Below are 18,473 nucleotides of genomic sequence, written 5' to 3'. Positions count from 1 at the left end.
TCGTCGTCGCAGGATATAGCGTGTCAGAGGGTGTGCTTCGGCCGCTAGTCGGCCAGGTCGATGGAGCCGCCCCGATTGGAGAATGACGGATGCCGCACCCCCTCGTGACCGCCGACGAGCTCGCCGCCCTGCTGCAGGACGCCGCAGCAGGCGCCCGCGTGCGGGTGCTCGATGTGCGCTGGAGCCTCGGCGGCCCGGCCGGCCGGCCGCTGTTCGACGCTGGCCACATCCCCGGAGCCGTCTACGTCGACCTCGACACCGAGCTGGCCGGCCACGGCGAGCCCCGCGACGGGCGGCACCCGCTGCCGGACATGGCCGACTTCCAGGCCGCGGCGCGCGGCTGGGGGCTGAACGACGGCGACACCGTCGTCGTCTACGACGATTGGCGCAGCCACGCCGCCGTGCGCGCCTGGTGGCTGCTGCGCTACGCCGGCGTCGCCGACGTGCGCGTGCTCGACGGCGCCCTGCCCGCCTGGCTGGCCGCCGGCCGGCCGCTCGCGACGTCCGCGGACGCCACGACTGCGCCGGCGCCGGGCACCCTCACCGTGGTGCCCGGCGGCCTGCCCGTGCTCACGACCGAGCAGGCGGGGGCGCTGCCGGATTCCGGCGTGCTGTTGGACGCCCGCGCCGCCGAGCGCTACCGCGGCGACGTCGAGCCCATCGACCCCCGCGCCGGGCACATCCCGGGTGCGCTGAGCGCGCCGACCGCCGGCAACCTCGACGCTGAGGGCAGATTCCTCGAGGCCGCGGCGCTGCGCGAGCGCTACGAGGCGCTCGGGGTGACGGACGCCGCGCCCGTCGGCGTGTACTGCGGCTCCGGCATCACCGCCGCCCATGACGCACTGGCGCTCACCCTTGCCGGATTCGCGCCCGCACTGTTCCCCGGCTCGTGGTCGGCATGGGCGAACCGCGCCGAGCTGCCGGTGGCGACCGGTCCGGCGTCCGCATAGCGGGCGGCACGAATCCAGCGCCGAGGGCGCATCGCGATCGGTGCTGGCATTCGCGCCGATACGCAACAAAACTCCGCTGGCCCGGGCTCATTCGCACGTAAATTGCGCGAAACTGCACATATCGCGCCTTCTTATGTGCGCCCAAAACGTTATCCCCGCAGCGAATCGCTGAGTTCCTCGTGCACTATGCTCAAACTCACCCGAGAAAAGGTCACGTCCACAACGATGTGGGGACCGACCCTAGAGTAGAGGATTCCGCAATGAGACTTCGTTACGCCGTTCCCGCCCTCGCAGCAGCCGCCGTGCTTCTGCTCTCTGGCTGTGTAGACAACTCCAGCCCGAGCACGGGTGGCAACGAGAGCGCTCCGGCCATCGCCAAGGACGACGCAGCGGCGGCGCTGCTGCCCGAGGGCGTTGGCGCCAATGGCAAGCTCATCATCGGCATCGACCCGACCTACGCGCCCAACGAGTTCAAGGACGCCGACGGCAACCCGATCGGCTGGGGTGCAGAGCTGGCAGAGGGCATCGCCGGCAAGCTTGGGCTGACCCCCGAGTTCCAGGTTTCGAAGTTCGACAACATCATCCCGAGCGTCACCGGAGGCAAGGCCGACATCGGCATGTCCAGCTTCACCATCACCGAGGAGCGGATGAAGCAGGTCGACTTTGTCAACTACTTCAACGCCGGCATCCAGTGGGCCTCGGCCAAGGGCAATGACGTCGACCCCGACAACGCCTGTGGCCTCAAGGTCGCCGTGCAGGCCACCACCTACGAGGACACCGATGAGGTTCCCGCCAAGAGCGAGGCCTGTGTCGCCGCCGGCAAGGCGCCCATCGACAAGAAGCAGTTCGACACGCAGGATGCCGCGACGAACGCCGTCAAGCTCGGCCAGGTTGACGCGATGAGCGCCGACTCGCCCGTCACCCTCTACGCGATCTCCCAGACCGGCGACGCCCTCCAGCTCGCCGGCGAGACCTTCGACGTCGCCCCGTACGGTGTCGTCGTCGCGAAGGACTCCGGCATGGCCGAAGCCGTGCAGGCCGCCCTCCAGTCGATGGTCGACGACGGCAGCTACAAGAAGATCCTCGACGGCTGGGGCGTCTCGGACGGCGGCATCAGCACGATCACCATCAACGTCGCAACCTCCTAAAGAAATAACTCATGACAACATCTGAACCACACCGTTCGGCGGCAGGGGATTCCCTGCCGCCGAACGGCGTTGGCGGCGCCTCCGCCCTCAAAGCCATCCGCCTGAAGCACCCCTGGCGCAACACCTTCGCCGTGGTGCTCGTGGTGATCTTCGCGCTCTTCGTCATCGACGCGGCACAGCGCCCGGCCTATGACTGGCCCTCCGTGGGCAAGTACCTCTTCGACAGCCGCGTCTCGGCGGCGGCGCTCGTCACCCTCGAGCTCACCGTGCTCGCGATGTTCTTCGCGATCATCCTCGGTGTGTCGCTGGCGATCATGCGCCTCTCGCCGAACCCGGTGGTCAAGGGCGTCGCCTGGTTCTACCTCTGGATCTTCCGCGGCACCCCGGTCTACGTGCAGCTCGTGTTCTGGGGCCTCATCGCGATCATCTACAAGACGATCGACATCGGCCTCCCGTTCAGCGAGCCGTGGGTGACCTTCAGCACCAACGACCTGATCGGCGCCTTCTGGCTCGCCGTGATCGGACTCGCCCTCAACGAGGCCGCGTACATGGCCGAGATCGTGCGCGCCGGCCTGCTCTCCGTCGACAAGGGTCAGGAGGAGGCGGCCACCGCGCTCGGCATGGGCTGGTTCCAGACCATGCGCCGGGTGATCCTGCCCCAGGCCATGCGCGTGATCATCCCGCCGACCGGCAACGAGGTCATCTCGATGCTGAAGACCACCTCGCTGGTCACGGCCGTGCCGCTCTCCACCGAGTTGTACAGCCGCACCCGCGACATCTCGGCCGAGACGTTCAACCCGATCCCGCTGCTCATTGTGGCATCCATCTGGTACCTCGCCTTCACCTCGGTGCTCATGGTCGGCCAGTACTTCCTCGAGCGCTACTTCGCCCGCGGCGTCGGCGACCGCCGCCCCGACCGCGGCACGACGGCCACCGGAACCCTGCCCGTCATCGGCGGCAACCAGCCCACCGTCATCACCGGCGCTGCCCCTGTCCAGGGCGCGGATGCCGGCGACCAGCCGATCGACCCCGGACACGGAGGAACCCGCTCATGAGCGACACCCTGAGCGGCAGCAACACGTCTGCTGCACCCGCCACCCCCGCGGCGCCGATGGTCGTTGCCGAGGCCGTCTCGAAGAGCTTCGGCTCCAACGAGGTGCTCAAGTCGATCTCCCTCGAGGTCAAGCACGGCGAGGTGCTCTGCCTCGTCGGGCCCAGCGGGTCCGGCAAGTCCACCTTCCTGCGCTGCATCAACCACCTCGAGGTGCTCTCCTCCGGGCGGCTCAGCGTCGACGGCCAGCTCGTCGGCTTCCGCGAGTCGGGTGACAAGCTCTACGAGCTGCACCCCAAGGAGGCCGCCAAGCAGCGCCGCGACATCGGCATGGTGTTCCAGCGCTTCAACCTGTTCCCGCACATGACGGCGATCGAGAACATCATGGAGGCGCCGATCCGGGTCAAGGGCCAGAAGAAGGCGGTGGTCGAGAAGCGCGCACGCGAGCTGCTGGACCGCGTCGGTCTCGCCGACCGGGCCGACTATTACCCGGCGCACCTCTCGGGCGGCCAGCAGCAGCGCGTGGCCATCGCGCGCGCACTCGCCATGGACCCCAAGCTCATGCTGTTCGATGAGCCGACCAGCGCGCTCGACCCCGAGCTCGTCGGCGAGGTGCTCGACGTCATGAAGGAGCTCGCCAAGTCGGGAATGACGATGATCGTCGTCACCCACGAGATGGGCTTCGCCCGCGAGGTGGCCGACACCCTGGTGTTCATGGACGGCGGCGTCGTCGTCGAGGCCGGCGACCCGCGCGAGGTGCTCGCCAACCCGCAGCACCAGCGCACGAAGGCGTTCCTCTCCAAGGTGCTCTAGCCGAACTCGCTGGTCGAGTGACGAGGAACGAGCGTATCGAGACCTCGCACGAGGCCCGGCTTCCCGCGGGAAGCCGGGCCTCGTTGCATCCCCGCCGGGGTTCGCTCAACCGGCGGGTTTTCGCATTCCCCGTTGGCTCGGGGCAGCGTGCGACCGAAGCCAACCAGACGAGGCCGTGCCTACTCGTCGACCGGCGGGGCGACACGGGCGACGGTGCGGAATCCGGCGTTGGACATCGACGAGTCCGGTGTGTTCGACGAGCGGGCCGCATTGCGGTACCGATTGCAGTACGAGTCGTGGCAGAGGAACGACCCACCGCGCATGACGCGCAGCGCGCCAGAATCCGGGCCCCGCGGGTTCTCGCTCGGCGAGGCGGCGTAGTACCCGGGGTCGAACCAGTCCGCGCACCACTCCCAGACGTTGCCGACGGTCTGCCAGAGCCCGTAGGCGTTGGGGGTGAAACTGCGCACCGGCGCGGTGGTGAGCCAGCCGTCGTCCAGCGTGTTCACCGTGGGGAAGGTGCCCTGCCAGATGTTCATCCGCCAGTCCTCGCGCTCGGTGCCCCACGGGTAGCGCGCCCCGTCGAGGCCGCCCCGGGACGCCGCCTCCCACTGCGCCTCGCTGGGCAGCGCGCGGCCGGCCCAGCGGCAGTAGGCCGCGGCGTCGTTCCAGCTCACGTGCACGACGGGGTGGTCGCCGAGGCCGCTCAGGTCGGAGTCGCTGCCGCCCGGGTGCTGCCAATCGGCGCCGCGCACGCCGAGCCACCACGGGGTCGCGGGCGGCTGCCCGACGATGTCCTTCTGCGGTGCGGCCAGCGCGAGGTGGAAGACGGCGGAGTAGCCGAACGTCTCGGCCTCCGTGCGGTAGCCGGTGGCCTCGACGAAGGCGCGGAACGCGTCATTCGTCACGGAGGTGGCGTCGATGCTGAAGGCGTCGAGGGTCACGGCGTGCACCGGCTGCTCGCCGTCGGCGCGGTAGCCGACGCCCTGGTGGTCTCCCATGGCGAACGTCTGGGCGGGAACGAGCGCCTGCTCGATCGTGTGCCCCGGCCTGCCTGCCGCTCCCGCACCGGTGGCGGGGGAGGCGGCGCTGGGGGAGAGGGTCAGGCCGTGCCGGCCCTGCGGGGCGCAGCACGAGCTGCCGTGCGGGTCGCCCGCGCTCATCAGAGCCCCAGCTTCAGGGTGATGGCGTCGGCGAGGGCGCTGTCGATGATCAGCGTGTGTGCGTAACCGGCGCGGGCGGCCGCGATGGTCGCGTCGACGCGGTGGGCGCCGTAGCTGGTGGCCACGATGTGCGGGACGGCGCGCAGCTGTTCGGCCGAGATGCCCAGCACCCGGTCATCGAGGGCGGCGAGTGCGAGCGTGCCGTCGGCCGTGAAGACGCGGCCGCTGATCTCGCCGACGGCGCCGGCCGCCGCGGCCTGCTGCGCCAGCTTCGCCGGGACGAGCGGGTAGAGCGAGGAGCCCTCCTCCGACCAGGTGCCGACCGAGACGACGGCGATGCTGAGGTCCGCGGCCCGCTTCAGGCAGGCCGCGATCTCGGCCTGCTGCTCCAGCGCGCGCCGGATGTCGGGGCTCTCCACCACCAGGGGGGCGTAGATCGGGTACGCCGTGCCGTGGGCGAGACGGGCGACGTGGCGGATGATCTCGACGGAGCCCATGCGGTTCCCCGTCAGGGTGAGCGCTCCGGCCAGCTGCACGACGTCGCACGGCGCGAGGTGGTCGAGGTGGGCGGCCATTGCCTCGATCGCGCGACTCCAGGTGAGCCCGACGGCATCCCCCTCGAGCACGGTCGCGGTGAGGTAGCGCGCCAGCGCCTCGCCGACGCTGTCGAGCGACGGCTCCAGGCCGAGCTTGCGCGAGCGGCCGACCACGATGGTCTCGGCCAGGCCGAGGGCGCTCGTGATCTTCGCGCCGGCGACCGAGTCGATCTCGGCCGGGTCGCCAACAGAGATGCGCACCAGCCCGGAGGCGCGGGCGTCTTCGAGGATCCGGGCGACCTGCCAGCGGCTGAGCAGCTCGCGCTCGGCGATCGCCACCTTCGACTCGTCGTCGAGGTAGTAGGAGCGGGCAACTCTCAGCACCTGTGACGGATCATGGGTGGGGTGCTTCGGGGGTGTGCGAGTTGCCACGTCGAGCCTCATTCCTCTTCGAGCTGCCATTCTACCGCTCATATGTGCGAATTGCGCCTCACGTTTGCGCGAGGCTTTCCCGGTGGCTACAGTGAACCGATCACTAATGTGCAAATGGCTGCGCTCATTTGAGCGCAACACGTCCAAAGAAGGGCCCCCATGACTTCCCCCACGTCCGTGGCAACCGCAGCTGCACCTGCGGTCGCCACCCCCGCCTCGCCCAAGAAGGCCGTCGCCGCAGCATTCGCCGGCGCATTCATCGAGTGGTACGACTTCTACCTGTACGGCATCGCTGCCGCGCTCGTGTTCCCCCGCATCTTCTTCCCCGAGTCAGACCCGACCGTTGCACTGCTGATGTCGTTCGGCAGCTTCGCCGCCGGCTTCCTGATGCGCCCGCTCGGCGCCATCGTGTTCGGCCACTTCGGCGACAAGCTTGGCCGCAAGAAGATGCTGATCATGACGGTGCTGATCATCGGTATCTGCACCTTCGTCATTGGCCTGCTGCCCGGTTACGAGCAGCTCGGTGTGTTGTCGGTCGTGCTGCTTCTGCTCGCACGCCTGCTGCAGGGCTTCGGCATCGGCGGTGAGTTCGGCGGCGGCTCGCTCGTTGCCCTCGAGAACGCACCAACGGGCAAGCGCGGCCTCATGGGCAGCTTCCACCAGATGGGTACCCCGGCCGGACTCCTGGTCTCGACGGGTATCTTCAGCCTGATGCAGCTGCTCCCCGAGGACGACTTCTTCTCGTGGGGCTGGCGCGTGCCGTTCCTGCTCAGCGGTGTCTTCGTCCTGCTCGCCTTCGTCATCCGTCGTTCGCTGCCGGAGACGCCGGCCTTCGAGGCCGACAAGGACGAGGTGCGTTCTGTTCCGTTCTTCGCGCTGATCCGCGAGGGCTGGAAGAACCTGCTCCTCGGCATCGGCGCCCGCATGGCCGACGCCGTGACCTACAACATCATCAACGTCTTCGCGATCTCCTTCACGACCACCTACCTCGGCCTGCCGAGCACCCTGATCCTGGTCGGCTTCACGATCTCGGCCGGCGTGCAGATGGTGCTGCTGCCGTTCTTCGGCAGCTGGTCCGACCGCATCGGTCGTCGCCCGATCTACCTGGCCGGCATCGCCATCTGCGGCGTCGGAGCGCTGTTCTACTTCCCGATCCTCCAACTCAACCAGCCGCTCAGCACCTGGTTGATCATCGTGGCCCTGCACGCGGTCGGAACCGGCATGATGTTCTCCATCCAGGGAGCATTCTTCGCCGAGATGTTCGGCACCCGCATGCGCTACACCGGCCTCGGCGTCGTCTACCAGAGCTCCGCCCTGATCGGTGGCGCCCCGACCCCCGCGATCGCCGTCGCGCTGACCTCGGTCTTCCTCGGCTCGTACTGGCCCGCCGTGATCTACCTGATCGCCGCCTGTGTGATCAGCGCGATCTGTGTGCTGCTGGCATCCGAGAACTCCAAGCTCGACCTCAGCGACACCTCGGCCATCGTCACGAACAACAGCGCGCGCAAGCTCGCGCGCGCAGCCCGCTAGGCAGCGGCAGAGCGACAAGCCAGCGGAAGGCAGGCAGATACCCATGACCACCAACGACGCGCGCCCCAACATCGTGCTCATCATGACCGATCAGCAGCGCTTCGACTCGATCGCGGCCCTCGGCCACGACCACGTCGACACGCCGCACCTCGACCGCCTCGTGCGCGAGGGCACCGCATTCACCAACACCTACGTGGCCTCGCCCTCCTGCGCACCGTCGCGGGCGAGCCTGTTCACGGGGCTGTACCCGCACAGTTCCGGTGTCTTGCGGAATGACGACAAGTGGTCGCACTCCTGGGTGGAGCTGTTGGCGGCGGAGGGGTACCGCTGCACCAGCGTGGGCAAGATGCACACCTACCCGTATGAGGCGTCGGTCGGATTCCACGAGCGGCACGTCATCGAGAACAAGGACCGTGCACACCCGAATCTGCCGTACTTCCTCGACCAGTGGGACAAGGCCATCTGGATCCGGGGCCACGAGAAGCCCTCCCGCGTGACGTACCGCACGCGGGAGGACTACTCGGAGCGCCTCGGCGCATTCGAGTGGGAGCTGCCGGACGACCTGCACGCCGACAACTTCGTCGGCAACCTGGCCCGGCACTGGCTGGACACCTACCCGGACAAGAACGCGCCGTTCTTCCTGCAGATCGGGTTCCCCGGGCCACACCCGCCCTACGACCCCACCGCGAAGCACCTCGAGCCGTACCTGGGCCGGGCGATGCCGGAGGCCAAGCGCACCCAGGCCGACTTGGACTCGCAGCCCACGCCGCTCAAGGAGTTGCGCAAGCACCACCAGGCCAACGACCACGACGCGATCGTGCAGCTGGAGAACCCCACGGCCGAGCAGCTCGAGCGCCAGCGCCGGCACTACTTCGCCAACGTCTCGCTGATCGACGAGCAGGTCGGCGGCATCCTCGATGCCCTCGACGAGCGCGGCGTGCTCGAGAACACCATCGTGGTCTTCACCTCCGACCACGGTGACGCCCTGAACGACCACGGCCACTCCCAGAAGTGGACGATGTACGAGCCGAGCGTGCACGTGCCCGGCATCATCTGGGGCCCCGGCCGGGTGAAGGGCGACCAGCAGCTGAGCGGCCTGGTGTCGCTGATGGATGTCGCGCCGACGCTGCTGGAGCTGGCCGGCATCACCCCGCCGGTCTGGATGGAAGCCGAGTCGCTGCTGCCCGCGCTGCGCGGCGAGGAGTGGAGCGGGCGCCGCTACGTGTTCTCCGAGCACGCCCGCGACTTCATCCTCACCGAGACGGCGCTCATGACGATGGTGCGCGACGAGCAGTTCAAGCTCGTCGAGTTCATCGACTACGACGAGGGCCAGCTCTTCGACCTCGCCGCCGACCCGCACGAGGAGACCAACCTGTGGAGCGAGCCGGAGCACGCCGAGGTGCGCACCCGCCTGGAGAAGGCGATCTCGCACTGGCGCGCCACCAGCTCGATGCACACTGCAACGTGGGGCAAGGAATGGCGCTAGCCGGCCGCCCCAGCACCACCAGAGGAGACGAGATGACCACCACACCCGTGCTGCCAGAGACGATGCGCGTCTCGCAGCTGGACGCCGCGCACAGCGTGCGCCTGACCGAACGCCCCGTGCCGACGCCCGGCGCCAGCGAGGTGCTCGTGCGCGTCGCCGCCGTTGGCGTGTGCGGCAGCGACACCCACTACTACGAGCACGGACGGATCGGGCCCTTCGTGGTCACCGCCCCGCTCGTGCTCGGCCATGAGGCCTCGGGAACGATCGTGGCCGTCGGCAGCGGGGTGGATGCGGCACGCATCGGATCCCGGGTGTCGATCGAGCCGCAGAAGCCGTGCCGCGCCTGCGAGCAGTGCAAGGCGGGCCGCTACAACCTCTGCGCCGCCATGGAGTTCTTCGCAACGCCGCCGATCGACGGCGCATTCGCCGAGTACGTGCTCATCGAGCAGGATTTCGCGCACGACGTGCCCGACTCGATCAGCGACGCCTCCGCGGCGCTGGTCGAGCCGCTCTCCGTCGGAATCGCCGCCTGCCACAAAGCCGAGGTCACCGCGGGCTCGCGGGTGCTCATCGCCGGGGCCGGCCCGATCGGCGTCATCACCGCGCAGGTCGCCCGCGCATTCGGCGCGGTCGAGGTGCACATCAGCGATGTCTCCGAGCCGCGCCTGGCGTTCGCGCTGCAACACGGGGCCACCCATGCCCACCTCGCGGGGGCCCCGCTGGAGCACCTCGCGGTTGACGCCTTCATCGACGCCTCCGGAGCCGCACCGGCCATCCGGGCCGGTATCCCCGCCGTGCGCCCGGCCGGCCGCGTGATCCTCGTCGGCCTCGGCGCCGACAGCCTCGAGATGCCGGTCAACCTGATCCAGAACAACGAGCTCTGGGTGACGGGCGTGTTCCGCTACGCGAACACCTGGCCGACGGCGATCGCACTGCTGGCCAACGGCAGCGTCAACCTCGACGCCCTCGTCACCGGCAGCTTCGGCCTCGACGAGGTCGAGGCGGCGCTGACCGCATCGAGGGACGGCGCCAGCATGAAGACGATCGTGACGCCCGCATCATGAGCGCCGGCGCAGCCGCGACGGCGACGTCCGTCGCCGTCGTCGGCGAGGCGCTCATCGATGTGATCCACCGCGCGGGCGGCGTCGAGGAGCACACGGGTGGCGGGCCGCTCAACATCGCCGTCGGCCTGGCGCGGCTGGGCGTCCCCAGTGCCCTCATCAGCGCCGTCGGTGACGACGAGCACGGCGAGCGCATCCGCGGCTACCTGGCCGAGAACGGCGTGACCCTGCACAACGCCGATGTGCAGGGAGCGGCGACGAGCACCGCGATCGCCCAGGTCAGCGCGACGGGCGATGCGAGCTACGAGTTCGCCGTCAACTGGGCCGTGGAACCGGGCGGGGTTGCGCTCGACGCCCCCGTGCAGCACGTGCACGTCGGTTCGCTCGGTGCCGTGCTGGCGCCGGGCGCCGACGCGGTCTTCGCGTGGGCGCAGGGCCTGCGCGCGAGCGCCAGCGTGAGCTTCGACCCGAACTGCCGCCCCTGCTCGGCATCACGCCGGCCGAGGCGCGCGTCGCGGCCGAGCGCTTCGTGCGGAGCAGCGACATCGTGAAGGCCAGCGAGGAGGACCTCGGCTGGCTCTACCCCGGGCAGAGCCCGGTGGAGTCGGCACGGCGGTGGGCCGAGATGGGGCCGGAACTCGTGGTCGTGACCGGGGCGGCGACGGATCCGTCGCGCTGACGCCGGGCGGCGCCGAGGCCATCGTGGTGGATGCCGTGCGCAGCCTCGGCCTGGTCGACACCGTCGGGGCGGCGACTCGTACATGGCGGCGCTCGTCGCCGCGATCGACGACGCGGCGGCCATCGGGCCGGAGCGGCGCGGCCGCCTCGACGAGGAGACGCTGCGCTCGGTGCTGCGCTACGCGAGCGCGGCCGCGGCGATCACCTGCTCGCGGGCCGGGGCCAACCCGCCCACCCGCACAGAGGTCGCCCGCCTGCTCTGACGCGCCGGCGCTTGAGCGCCAGCCGGAGCCTCCGTGTGACACGCCGTGCCCCCGCCCGGGGCACGGCGTGTCTGCGTTTCCACCGGCGGGCCGCACTCCCGTTGGCTCGAGGAGGCGCCAGCGACCGAAACCAACCGGCCCGGGTCGCAGTTATCCCGCGAGCACCTTGTTGATGCGCTGCAGGGAGACGCTCTCCGCGGTGCGCAGCTCCTGCGCGAACAGGCTGATGCGCAACTCCTCCAACATCCAGCGGGCCTTCACGAGGTTCGCCGGCGCGTGCGGCGCCAGCGGGATCGTGCCGCCGGCATTGCGGAACGCGGTCTGCGCGGCCTCGATCTCGGTGAGCCCGACCCGGTCGCGACCCGGGTTCGCCACGAGCTTCTCAACGCGCACGCTGATGCCGCCGAGGTAGCGCGGCAGGTGCCGCAGCCGCTCCAGCCCGGTCTGCGAGACGAAGCCGGGGTAGACCAGCCCATCCAGCTGCTGCCGGGCATCCGCCAGCGCCGACATGATCGTGATGCTGCTCGCCGCCTTGAGTGCCTTGTCGGCCTTGCGTGCAGCGGTGAGGGCGCTGGTCACCATCTTCACCGTCTCGAACATGGTGTCCATCACCACGGACGACACCCGGTCGCGCACCGTCTCGAACTCGGCCTTGCTGAACACGAGCCCGTCCGGCTTCACCCGGAACAGCACATCGTCGACGCAGGCGGCCAGGCAGTCATCGAAGAGCGCCTGGGTGTGCGGTACGGGCTGGCCGCCAGCGTGAGCTTCTCGTTTGCCGGTCAGGTGCTTCTGCACGTAGCTCGACGGCGACGGCACGGCCAGCAGAAGCAGGCGCCGGATGCCGCCGGGCATCGCCGCGCGCCTGCTCCTCTGCGGTCGTCAGCAGTCGCAGCGCGACGCTCTGGCCCTCGTCGACCAGCGCCGGGTAGGCGCGGATCGTGTTGCCGCCCTGCTGCAGGTCGACGAAGCGGGGGATCTCGGTGCCCTGCTGGTCCGGTCCGTTGCCCGGAATGCTCGGCAGCCCGGTGGGGAAGGTTGTGAGGCCGCTGCGCTCGACGAACGCGGAGGCCGCCGGGGCTCCGGGGCCGCCGGGCCGACCAGGGCGCCCGCCGCGCGGCTGCACGCTGAAGTCGCCGGTCTGGGGGTCGTCGGAGCCCGGCCGCCCGCCGCGTCGGCCACGGCCGCCGGCATCCGGGTCGGCGAAGCTGCTCGCCACGGCGTCGCGGGCCCGCTCGCTGAGCCGGCCCTGCAGTGCGCGCAGGTCCTTGTCGCTGTCGATCTCGCGGCCCTTCCCGTCGACGACGCGGAAGGTGACCCGCAGGTGCGGCGGCACCCGGTCCAGGTCGAAGTCTGCGCCGGTGACGGGGATGTGGACGAGCTTCTTGATCACGGCGGCGATGGCCTCGGTGAACGGCGTCACGGTGACGGGGCGGTGCTGCGCGAGCCGGCCGCGCCGCCCTCCGGGCGCTCCGGCAGCTCGGCGGCGATCTTGGCCGCCCAGTCGGCCGCCGGGACGACGTTGCGCCGGATCACCTTGGGCAGGCTCTTCAGCAGCGCGGTGATGAGCTCGCCGCGCAGGCCGTCCACCTGCCAGTCGAAGCCCTCCGGCCGCAGCCGGGCCAGCAGGGTCAGCGGCACGACGACGCTCACGCCGTCGTCGACCGCGCCCGGCTCGAACTTGTAGCGCAGCGTGAAGACCTGGTCGTCCTGGCGCCAGCTCGGCGGCGTACTGCGCTACAAGTTCGAGCCGGGCGCGGTCGACGACGGCGTGAGCTCGTCGTGCCGCTGACCCTGCTGGCCCGGCTGCGGCCGGAGGGCTTCGACTGGCAGGTGGACGGCCTGCGCGGCGAGCTCATCACCGCGCTGCTGAAGAGCCTGCCCAAGGTGATCCGGCGCAACGTCGTCCGGCGGCCGACTGGGCGGCCAAGATCGCCGCCGAGCTGCCGGAGCGCCCGGAGGGCGGCGCGGCCGGCTCGCGCAGCACCGCCCCCGTCACCGTGACGCCGTTCACCGAGGCCATCGCCGCCGTGATCAAGAAGCTCGTCCACATCCCCGTCACCGGCGCAGACTTCGACCTGGACCGGGTGCCGCCGCACCTGCGGGTCACCTTCCGCGTCGTCGACGGGAAGGGCCGCGAGATCGACAGCGACAAGGACCTGCGCGCACTGCAGGGCCGGCTCAGCGAGCGGGCCCGCGACGCCGTGGCGAGCAGCTTCGCCGACCCGGATGCCGGCGGCCGTGGCCGACGCGGCGGGCGGCCGGGCTCCGACGACCCCCAGACCGGCGACTTCAGCGTGCAGCCGCGCGGCGGGCGCCCTGGTCGGCCCGGCGGCCCCGGAGCCCCGGCGGCCTCCGCGTTCGTCGAGCGCAGCGGCCTCACAACCTTCCCCACCGGGCTGCCGAGCATTCCGGGCAACGGACCGGACCAGCAGGGCACCGAGATCCCCCGCTTCGTCGACCTGCAGCAGGGCGGCAACACGATCCGCGCCTACCCGGCGCTGGTCGACGAGGGCCAGAGCGTCGCGCTGCGACTGCTGACGACCGCAGAGGAGCAGGCGCGGGCGATGCCCGGCGGCATCCGGCGCCTGCTTCTGCTGGCCGTGCCGTCGCCGTCGAGCTACGTGCAGAAGCACCTGACCGGCAACGAGAAGCTCACGCTGGCGGCCAGCCCGTACCGCACCACCCAGGCGCTCTTCGATGACTGCCTGGCCGCCTGCGTCGACGATGTGCTGTTCCGGGTGAAGCCGGACGGGCTCGTGTTCAGCAAGGCCGAGTTCGAGACGGTGCGCGACCGGGTGTCGTCCGTGGTGATGGACACCATGTTCGAGACGGTGAAGATGGTGACCAGCGCCCTCACCGCTGCACGCAAGGCCGACAAGGCACTCAAGGCGGCGAGCAGCATCACGATCATGTCGGCGCTGGCGGATGCCCGGCAGCAGCTGGATGGGCTGGTCTACCCCGGCTTCGTCTCGCAGACCGGGCTGGAGCGGCTGCGGCACCTGCCGCGCTACCTCGGCGGCATCAGCGTGCGCGTTGAGAAGCTCGTGGCGAACCCGGGTCGCGACCGGGTCGGGCTCACCGAGATCGAGGCCGCGCAGACCGCGTTCCGCAATGCCGGCGGCACGATCCCGCTGGCGCCGCACGCGCCGGCGAACCTCGTGAAGGCCCGCTGGATGTTGGAGGAGTTGCGCATCAGCCTGTTCGCGCAGGAGCTGCGCACCGCGGAGAGCGTCTCCCTGCAGCGCATCAACAAGGTGCTCGCGGGATAACTGCGACCCGGGCCGGTTGGTTTCGGTCGCTGGCGCCTCCTCGAGCCAACGGGAGTGCGGCCCGCCGGTGGAAACGCAGACACGCCGTGCCCCGGGCGGGGCACGGCGTGTCACACGGAGGCTCCGGCTGGGCGCTCAAGCGCCGGCGCGTCAGAGCAGGCGGGCGACCTCTGTGCGGGTGGGCGGGTTGGCCCCGGCCCGCGAGCAGGTGATCGCCGCGGCCGCGCTCGCGTAGCGCAGCACCGAGCGCAGCGTCTCCTCGTCGAGGCGGCCGCGCCGCTCCGGCCCGATGGCCGCCGCGTCGTCGATCGCGGCGACGAGCGCCGCCATGTACGAGTCGCCGGCCCCGACGGTGTCGACCAGGCCGAGGCTGCGCACGGCATCCACCACGATGGCCTCGGCGCCGCCCGGCGTCAGCGCGACGGATCCGTCGCCGCCCCGGGTCACGACCACGAGTTCCGGCCCCATCTCGGCCCACCGCCGTGCCGACTCCACCGGGCTCTGCCCGGGGTAGAGCCAGCCGAGGTCCTCCTCGCTGGCCTTCACGATGTCGCTGCTCCGCACGAAGCGCTCGGCCGCGACGCGCGCCTCGGCCGGCGTGATGCCGAGCAGGGGCGGCAGTTCGGGTCGAAGCTCACGCTGGCGCTCGCGCGCAGGCCCTGCGCCCACGCGAAGACCGCGTCGGCGCCCGGCGCCAGCACGGCACCGAGCGAACCGACGTGCACGTGCTGCACGGGGGCGTCGAGCGCAACCCCGCCCGGTTCCACGGCCCAGTTGACGGCGAACTCGTAGCTCGCATCGCCCGTCGCGCTGACCTGGGCGATCGCGGTGCTCGTCGCCGCTCCCTGCACATCGGCGTTGTGCAGGGTCACGCCGTTCTCGGCCAGGTAGCCGCGGATGCGCTCGCCGTGCTCGTCGTCACCGACGGCGCTGATGAGGGCACTGGGGACGCCCAGCCGCGCCAGGCCGACGGCGATGTTGAGCGGCCCGCCACCCGTGTGCTCCTCGACGCCGCCCGCGCGGTGGATCACATCGATGAGCGCCTCGCCGACGACGGCGACGGACGTCGCCGTCGCGGCTGCGCCGGCGCTCATGATGCGGGCGTCACGATCGTCTTCATGCTGGCGCCGTCCCTCGATGCGGTCAGCGCCGCCTCGACCTCGTCGAGGCCGAAGCTGCCGGTGACGAGGGCGTCGAGGTTGACGCTGCCGTTGGCCAGCAGTGCGATCGCCGTCGGCCAGGTGTTCGCGTAGCGGAACACGCCCGTCACCCAGAGCTCGTTGTTCTGGATCAGGTTGACCGGCATCTCGAGGCTGTCGGCGCCGAGGCCGACGAGGATCACGCGGCCGGCCGGGCGCACGGCGGGGATACCGGCCCGGATGGCCGGTGCGGCTCCGGAGGCGTCGATGAAGGCGTCAACCGCGAGGTGCTCCAGCGGGGCCCCCGCGAGGTGGGCATGGGTGGCCCCGTGTTGCAGCGCGAACGCCAGGCGCGGCTCGGAGACATCGCTGATGTGCACCTCGACCGCGCCGAATGCGCGGGCGACCTGCGCGGTGATGACGCCGATCGGGCCGGCCCCGGCGATGAGCACCCGCGAGCCCGCGGTGACCTCGGCTTTGTGGCAGGCGGCGATTCCGACGGAGAGCGGCTCGACCAGCGCCGCGGAGGCGTCGCTGATCGAGTCGGGCACGTCGTGCGCGAAATCCTGCTCGATGAGCACGTACTCGGCGAATGCGCCGTCGATCGGCGGCGTTGCGAAGAACTCCATGGCGGCGCAGAGGTTGTAGCGGCCCGCCTTGCACTGCTCGCAGGCGCGGCACGGCTTCTGCGGCTCGATCGACACCCGGGATCCGATGCGTGCCGCATCCACCCCGCTGCCGACGGCCACGATCGTTCCCGAGGCCTCATGGCCGAGCACGAGCGGGGCGGTGACCACGAAGGGCCCGATCCGTCCGTGCTCGTAGTAGTGGGTGTCGCTGCCGCACACGCCAACGGCGGCGACGCGCACGAGCACCTCGCTGGCGCCGGGCGTCGGCACGGGGCGTTCGGTCAGGCGCACGCTGTGCGCGGCGTCCAGCTGCGAGACGCGCATCGTCTCTGGCAGCACGGGTGTGGTGGTCATCTCGTCTCCTCTGGTGGTGCTGGGGCGGCCGGCTAGCGCCATTCCTTGCCCCACGTTGCAGTGTGCATCGAGCTGGTGGCGCGCCAGTGCGAGATCGCCTTCTCCAGGCGGGTGCGCACCTCGGCGTGCTCCGGCTCGCTCCACAGGTTGGTCTCCTCGTGCGGGTCGGCGGCGAGGTCGAAGAGCTGGCCCTCGTCGTAGTCGATGAACTCGACGAGCTTGAACTGCTCGTCGCGCACCATCGTCATGAGCGCCGTCTCGGTGAGGATGAAGTCGCGGGCGTGCTCGGAGAACACGTAGCGGCGCCCGCTCCACTCCTCGCCGCGCAGCGCGGGCAGCAGCGACTCGGCTTCCATCCAGACCGGCGGGGTGATGCCGGCCAGCTCCAGCAGCGTCGGCGCGACATCCATCAGCGACACCAGGCCGCTCAGCTGCTGGTCGCCCTTCACCCGGCCGGGGCCCCAGATGATGCCGGGCACGTGCACGCTCGGCTCGTACATCGTCCACTTCTGGGAGTGGCCGTGGTCGTTCAGGGCGTCACCGTGGTCGGAGGTGAAGACCACGATGGTGTTCTCGAGCACGCCGCGCTCGTCGAGGGCATCGAGGATGCCGCCGACCTGCTCGTCGATCAGCGAGACGTTGGCGAAGTAGTGCCGGCGCTGGCGCTCGAGCTGCTCGGCCGTGGGGTTCTCCAGCTGCACGATCGCGTCGTGGTCGTTGGCCTGGTGGTGCTTGCGCAACTCCTTGAGCGGCGTGGGCTGCGAGTCCAAGTCGGCCTGGGTGCGCTTGGCCTCCGGCATCGCCCGGCCCAGGTACGGCTCGAGGTGCTTCGCGGTGGGGTCGTAGGGCGGGTGTGGCCCGGGGAACCCGATCTGCAGGAAGAACGGCGCGTTCTTGTCCGGGTAGGTGTCCAGCCAGTGCCGGGCCAGGTTGCCGACGAAGTTGTCGGCGTGCAGGTCGTCCGGCAGCTCCCACTCGAATGCGCCGAGGCGCTCCGAGTAGTCCTCCCGCGTGCGGTACGTCACGCGGGAGGGCTTCTCGTGGCCCCGGATCCAGATGGCCTTGTCCCACTGGTCGAGGAAGTACGGCAGATTCGGGTGTGCACGGTCCTTGTTCTCGATGACGTGCCGCTCGTGGAATCCGACCGACGCCTCATACGGGTAGGTGTGCATCTTGCCCACGCTGGTGCAGCGGTACCCTCCGCCGCCAACAGCTCCACCCAGGAGTGCGACCACTTGTCGTCATTCCGCAAGACACCGGAACTGTGCGGGTACAGCCCCGTGAACAGGCTCGCCCGCGACGGTGCGCAGAGGGCGAGGCCACGTAGGTGTTGGTGAATGCGGTGCCCTCGCGCACGAGGCGGTCGAGGTGCGGCGTGTCGACGTGGTCGTGGCCGAGGGCCGCGATCGAGTCGAAGCGCTGCTGATCGGTCATGATGAGCACGATGTTGGGGCGCGCGTCGTTGGTGGTCATGGGTATCTGCCTGCCTTCCGCTGGCTTGTCGCTCTGCCGCTGCCTAGCGGCTGCGCGCGAGCTTGCGCGCGCTGTTGTTCGTGACGATGGCCGAGGTGTCGCTGAGGTCGAGCTTGGAGTTCTCGGATGCCAGCAGCACACAGATCGCGCTGATCACACAGGCGGCGATCAGGTAGATCACGGCGGGCCAGTACGAGCCGAGGAAGACCGAGGTCAGCGCGACGGCGATCGCGGGGGTCGGGGCGCCACCGATCAGGGCGGAGCTCTGGTAGACGACGCCGAGGCCGGTGTAGCGCATGCGGGTGCCGAACATCTCGGCGAAGAATGCTCCCTGGATGGAGAACATCATGCCGGTTCCGACCGCGTGCAGGGCCACGATGATCAACCAGGTGCTGAGCGGCTGGTTGAGTTGGAGGATCGGGAAGTAGAACAGCGCTCCGACGCCGCAGATGGCGATGCCGGCCAGGTAGATCGGGCGACGACCGATGCGGTCGG

At 70.3% G+C, this 18,473-nt stretch carries 21 protein-coding genes and 1 pseudogene; 11 read left to right on the top strand and 11 right to left on the bottom strand.

Going from position 1 to position 18,473, the window contains the following annotated elements; translation table 11 throughout:
• Positions 1 to 89 precede the first annotated feature (89 nt).
• The 4 genes from BLT62_RS00100 to BLT62_RS00085 all read left to right on the top strand — a co-directional run bounded on the left by BLT62_RS00100 (position 90) and on the right by BLT62_RS00085 (position 3,962).
• Complete coding sequence (locus BLT62_RS00100; RefSeq protein WP_083362222.1) at positions 90 to 950, top strand: sulfurtransferase; 861 nt, start codon at positions 90 to 92, stop codon at positions 948 to 950.
• Between the two features lie 260 nt (positions 951 to 1,210).
• Positions 1,211 to 2,098, top strand: coding sequence for an ABC transporter substrate-binding protein (locus BLT62_RS00095; protein ID WP_083362221.1), 888 nt, complete (start codon positions 1,211 to 1,213; stop codon positions 2,096 to 2,098).
• Positions 2,099 to 2,109: 11 nt separating this feature from the next.
• Positions 2,110 to 3,153, top strand: a complete 1,044-nt coding sequence (locus BLT62_RS00090) for an amino acid ABC transporter permease (protein ID WP_083362220.1) — start codon at positions 2,110 to 2,112, stop codon at positions 3,151 to 3,153.
• A gap of 56 nt (positions 3,154 to 3,209) precedes the next feature.
• Entirely contained in the window at positions 3,210 to 3,962 is a 753-nt protein-coding gene (locus tag BLT62_RS00085) for an amino acid ABC transporter ATP-binding protein (RefSeq protein WP_133161079.1), read from the top strand.
• Positions 3,963 to 4,141: 179 nt separating this feature from the next.
• Here BLT62_RS00085 and BLT62_RS00080 read toward each other — a convergent pair whose 3' ends face one another.
• Both BLT62_RS00080 and BLT62_RS00075 read right to left on the bottom strand, forming a co-directional pair.
• Entirely contained in the window at positions 4,142 to 5,125 is a 984-nt protein-coding gene (locus BLT62_RS00080) for a formylglycine-generating enzyme family protein (RefSeq protein WP_083362218.1), read from the bottom strand.
• Positions 5,125 to 6,093, bottom strand: coding sequence for a sugar-binding transcriptional regulator (locus BLT62_RS00075; RefSeq protein WP_172829587.1), 969 nt, complete (start codon positions 6,091 to 6,093; stop codon positions 5,125 to 5,127). The genes BLT62_RS00080 and BLT62_RS00075 overlap by 1 nt, the downstream gene beginning before the upstream one ends.
• 159 nt (positions 6,094 to 6,252) lie before the next feature.
• On the opposite strand from BLT62_RS00075, the gene BLT62_RS00070 reads away from it, so the two are divergent.
• The 6 genes from BLT62_RS00070 (at position 6,253) to BLT62_RS00050 (ending at position 11,111) form a co-directional block, all read left to right on the top strand.
• Positions 6,253 to 7,623 (top strand): MFS transporter, encoded by a 1,371-nt coding sequence (locus tag BLT62_RS00070; protein ID WP_083362216.1) that lies wholly within the window; start codon positions 6,253 to 6,255, stop codon positions 7,621 to 7,623.
• Positions 7,624 to 7,666: 43 nt separating this feature from the next.
• The gene (locus tag BLT62_RS00065; protein WP_083362215.1) at positions 7,667 to 9,109 is read left to right on the top strand and encodes a sulfatase family protein; all 1,443 of its coding nucleotides are present in this window, start codon (positions 7,667 to 7,669) and stop codon (positions 9,107 to 9,109) included.
• A gap of 32 nt (positions 9,110 to 9,141) precedes the next feature.
• Complete coding sequence (locus tag BLT62_RS00060) at positions 9,142 to 10,173, top strand: NAD(P)-dependent alcohol dehydrogenase (RefSeq protein WP_083362209.1); 1,032 nt, start codon at positions 9,142 to 9,144, stop codon at positions 10,171 to 10,173.
• On the top strand, positions 10,170 to 10,721 hold the full coding sequence (locus tag BLT62_RS00055; RefSeq protein WP_083362214.1) for a PfkB family carbohydrate kinase: 552 nt from the start codon (positions 10,170 to 10,172) through the stop codon (positions 10,719 to 10,721). Before BLT62_RS00060 ends, BLT62_RS00055 begins: the two co-directional genes overlap by 4 nt.
• Positions 10,718 to 10,849, top strand: a complete 132-nt coding sequence (locus tag BLT62_RS18265) for a hypothetical protein (protein ID WP_269457792.1) — start codon at positions 10,718 to 10,720, stop codon at positions 10,847 to 10,849. The genes BLT62_RS00055 and BLT62_RS18265 overlap by 4 nt, the downstream gene beginning before the upstream one ends.
• 82 nt (positions 10,850 to 10,931) lie before the next feature.
• The gene (locus BLT62_RS00050; RefSeq protein WP_083362213.1) at positions 10,932 to 11,111 is read left to right on the top strand and encodes a hypothetical protein; all 180 of its coding nucleotides are present in this window, start codon (positions 10,932 to 10,934) and stop codon (positions 11,109 to 11,111) included.
• Between the two features lie 150 nt (positions 11,112 to 11,261).
• Here the strand turns inward: BLT62_RS00050 and BLT62_RS18260 are convergent, their stop codons facing one another.
• From BLT62_RS18260 to BLT62_RS18250, 3 genes are read right to left on the bottom strand one after another with little or no spacing between them, the layout of a single operon-like run.
• On the bottom strand, positions 11,262 to 11,930 hold the full coding sequence (locus tag BLT62_RS18260; RefSeq protein WP_269457791.1) for a DUF3418 domain-containing protein: 669 nt from the start codon (positions 11,928 to 11,930) through the stop codon (positions 11,262 to 11,264).
• The gene (locus tag BLT62_RS18255; protein WP_172829585.1) at positions 11,830 to 12,534 is read right to left on the bottom strand and encodes a DUF3418 domain-containing protein; all 705 of its coding nucleotides are present in this window, start codon (positions 12,532 to 12,534) and stop codon (positions 11,830 to 11,832) included. The genes BLT62_RS18260 and BLT62_RS18255 overlap by 101 nt, the downstream gene beginning before the upstream one ends.
• A complete protein-coding gene (locus tag BLT62_RS18250; protein ID WP_083362211.1) occupies positions 12,531 to 12,803 on the bottom strand; it encodes a DUF3418 domain-containing protein in 273 nt (90 codons plus the stop codon). The genes BLT62_RS18255 and BLT62_RS18250 overlap by 4 nt, the downstream gene beginning before the upstream one ends.
• A 90-nt stretch (positions 12,804 to 12,893) precedes the next feature.
• On the opposite strand from BLT62_RS18250, the pseudogene BLT62_RS00030 reads away from it, so the two are divergent.
• Positions 12,894 to 14,383, top strand: a pseudogene (locus BLT62_RS00030) (DUF3418 domain-containing protein).
• A 150-nt stretch (positions 14,384 to 14,533) separates the two neighbouring features.
• On the opposite strand, the gene BLT62_RS18245 reads toward BLT62_RS00030, so the two are convergent.
• The 6 genes from BLT62_RS18245 to BLT62_RS17820 all read right to left on the bottom strand — a co-directional run bounded on the left by BLT62_RS18245 (position 14,534) and on the right by BLT62_RS17820 (position 18,411).
• A complete protein-coding gene (locus tag BLT62_RS18245) occupies positions 14,534 to 14,929 on the bottom strand; it encodes a PfkB family carbohydrate kinase (RefSeq protein ID WP_269457790.1) in 396 nt (131 codons plus the stop codon).
• Entirely contained in the window at positions 14,926 to 15,477 is a 552-nt protein-coding gene (locus BLT62_RS18240; RefSeq protein WP_083362214.1) for a PfkB family carbohydrate kinase, read from the bottom strand. The genes BLT62_RS18245 and BLT62_RS18240 overlap by 4 nt, the downstream gene beginning before the upstream one ends.
• A complete protein-coding gene (locus BLT62_RS00015; RefSeq protein ID WP_083362209.1) occupies positions 15,474 to 16,505 on the bottom strand; it encodes an NAD(P)-dependent alcohol dehydrogenase in 1,032 nt (343 codons plus the stop codon). The genes BLT62_RS18240 and BLT62_RS00015 overlap by 4 nt, the downstream gene beginning before the upstream one ends.
• A gap of 32 nt (positions 16,506 to 16,537) precedes the next feature.
• Positions 16,538 to 17,677, bottom strand: a complete 1,140-nt coding sequence (locus BLT62_RS18235) for a sulfatase family protein (RefSeq protein ID WP_197675152.1) — start codon at positions 17,675 to 17,677, stop codon at positions 16,538 to 16,540.
• A complete protein-coding gene (locus BLT62_RS18380) occupies positions 17,658 to 17,939 on the bottom strand; it encodes a hypothetical protein (RefSeq protein WP_331710522.1) in 282 nt (93 codons plus the stop codon). Before BLT62_RS18380 ends, BLT62_RS18235 begins: the two co-directional genes overlap by 20 nt.
• Positions 17,940 to 18,021: 82 nt before the next feature.
• Complete coding sequence (locus BLT62_RS17820; protein ID WP_231919457.1) at positions 18,022 to 18,411, bottom strand: MFS transporter; 390 nt, start codon at positions 18,409 to 18,411, stop codon at positions 18,022 to 18,024.
• Between the last annotated feature and the right edge of the window lie 62 nt (positions 18,412 to 18,473).

The sequence above is a fragment of the Microterricola viridarii genome, from assembly GCF_900104895.1.
Classification (GTDB): domain Bacteria; phylum Actinomycetota; class Actinomycetes; order Actinomycetales; family Microbacteriaceae; genus Microterricola; species Microterricola viridarii.
The sequence above is the reverse complement of the archived record's forward strand: the minus strand, read 5'-3'. Positions and strand labels throughout refer to the sequence as shown.

What these genes read in the sequence shown, in the direction of transcription:
- BLT62_RS00085 (WP_133161079.1), top strand. Translation starts at nt 3,210, where the DNA reads ATGGTCGTTGCCGAGGCCGTCTCGAAGAGCTTCGGCTCCAACGAGGTG.
- BLT62_RS00070 (WP_083362216.1), top strand. Translation starts at nt 6,253, where the DNA reads ATGACTTCCCCCACGTCCGTGGCAACCGCAGCTGCACCTGCGGTCGCC.
- BLT62_RS18380 (WP_331710522.1), bottom strand. Translation starts at nt 17,939, where the DNA reads ATGACCGATCAGCAGCGCTTCGACTCGATCGCGGCCCTCGGCCACGAC.
- BLT62_RS00060 (WP_083362209.1), top strand. Translation starts at nt 9,142, where the DNA reads ATGACCACCACACCCGTGCTGCCAGAGACGATGCGCGTCTCGCAGCTG.
- BLT62_RS00090 (WP_083362220.1), top strand. Translation starts at nt 2,110, where the DNA reads ATGACAACATCTGAACCACACCGTTCGGCGGCAGGGGATTCCCTGCCG.
- BLT62_RS00055 (WP_083362214.1), top strand. Translation starts at nt 10,170, where the DNA reads ATGAGCGCCGGCGCAGCCGCGACGGCGACGTCCGTCGCCGTCGTCGGC.
- BLT62_RS18240 (WP_083362214.1), bottom strand. Translation starts at nt 15,477, where the DNA reads ATGAGCGCCGGCGCAGCCGCGACGGCGACGTCCGTCGCCGTCGTCGGC.
- BLT62_RS00065 (WP_083362215.1), top strand. Translation starts at nt 7,667, where the DNA reads ATGACCACCAACGACGCGCGCCCCAACATCGTGCTCATCATGACCGAT.
- BLT62_RS00100 (WP_083362222.1), top strand. Translation starts at nt 90, where the DNA reads ATGCCGCACCCCCTCGTGACCGCCGACGAGCTCGCCGCCCTGCTGCAG.
- BLT62_RS00050 (WP_083362213.1), top strand. Translation starts at nt 10,932, where the DNA reads ATGGCGGCGCTCGTCGCCGCGATCGACGACGCGGCGGCCATCGGGCCG.
- BLT62_RS00095 (WP_083362221.1), top strand. Translation starts at nt 1,211, where the DNA reads ATGAGACTTCGTTACGCCGTTCCCGCCCTCGCAGCAGCCGCCGTGCTT.
- BLT62_RS00080 (WP_083362218.1), bottom strand. Translation starts at nt 5,125, where the DNA reads ATGAGCGCGGGCGACCCGCACGGCAGCTCGTGCTGCGCCCCGCAGGGC.
- BLT62_RS18235 (WP_197675152.1), bottom strand. Translation starts at nt 17,677, where the DNA reads ATGCACACCTACCCGTATGAGGCGTCGGTCGGATTCCACGAGCGGCAC.
- BLT62_RS00015 (WP_083362209.1), bottom strand. Translation starts at nt 16,505, where the DNA reads ATGACCACCACACCCGTGCTGCCAGAGACGATGCGCGTCTCGCAGCTG.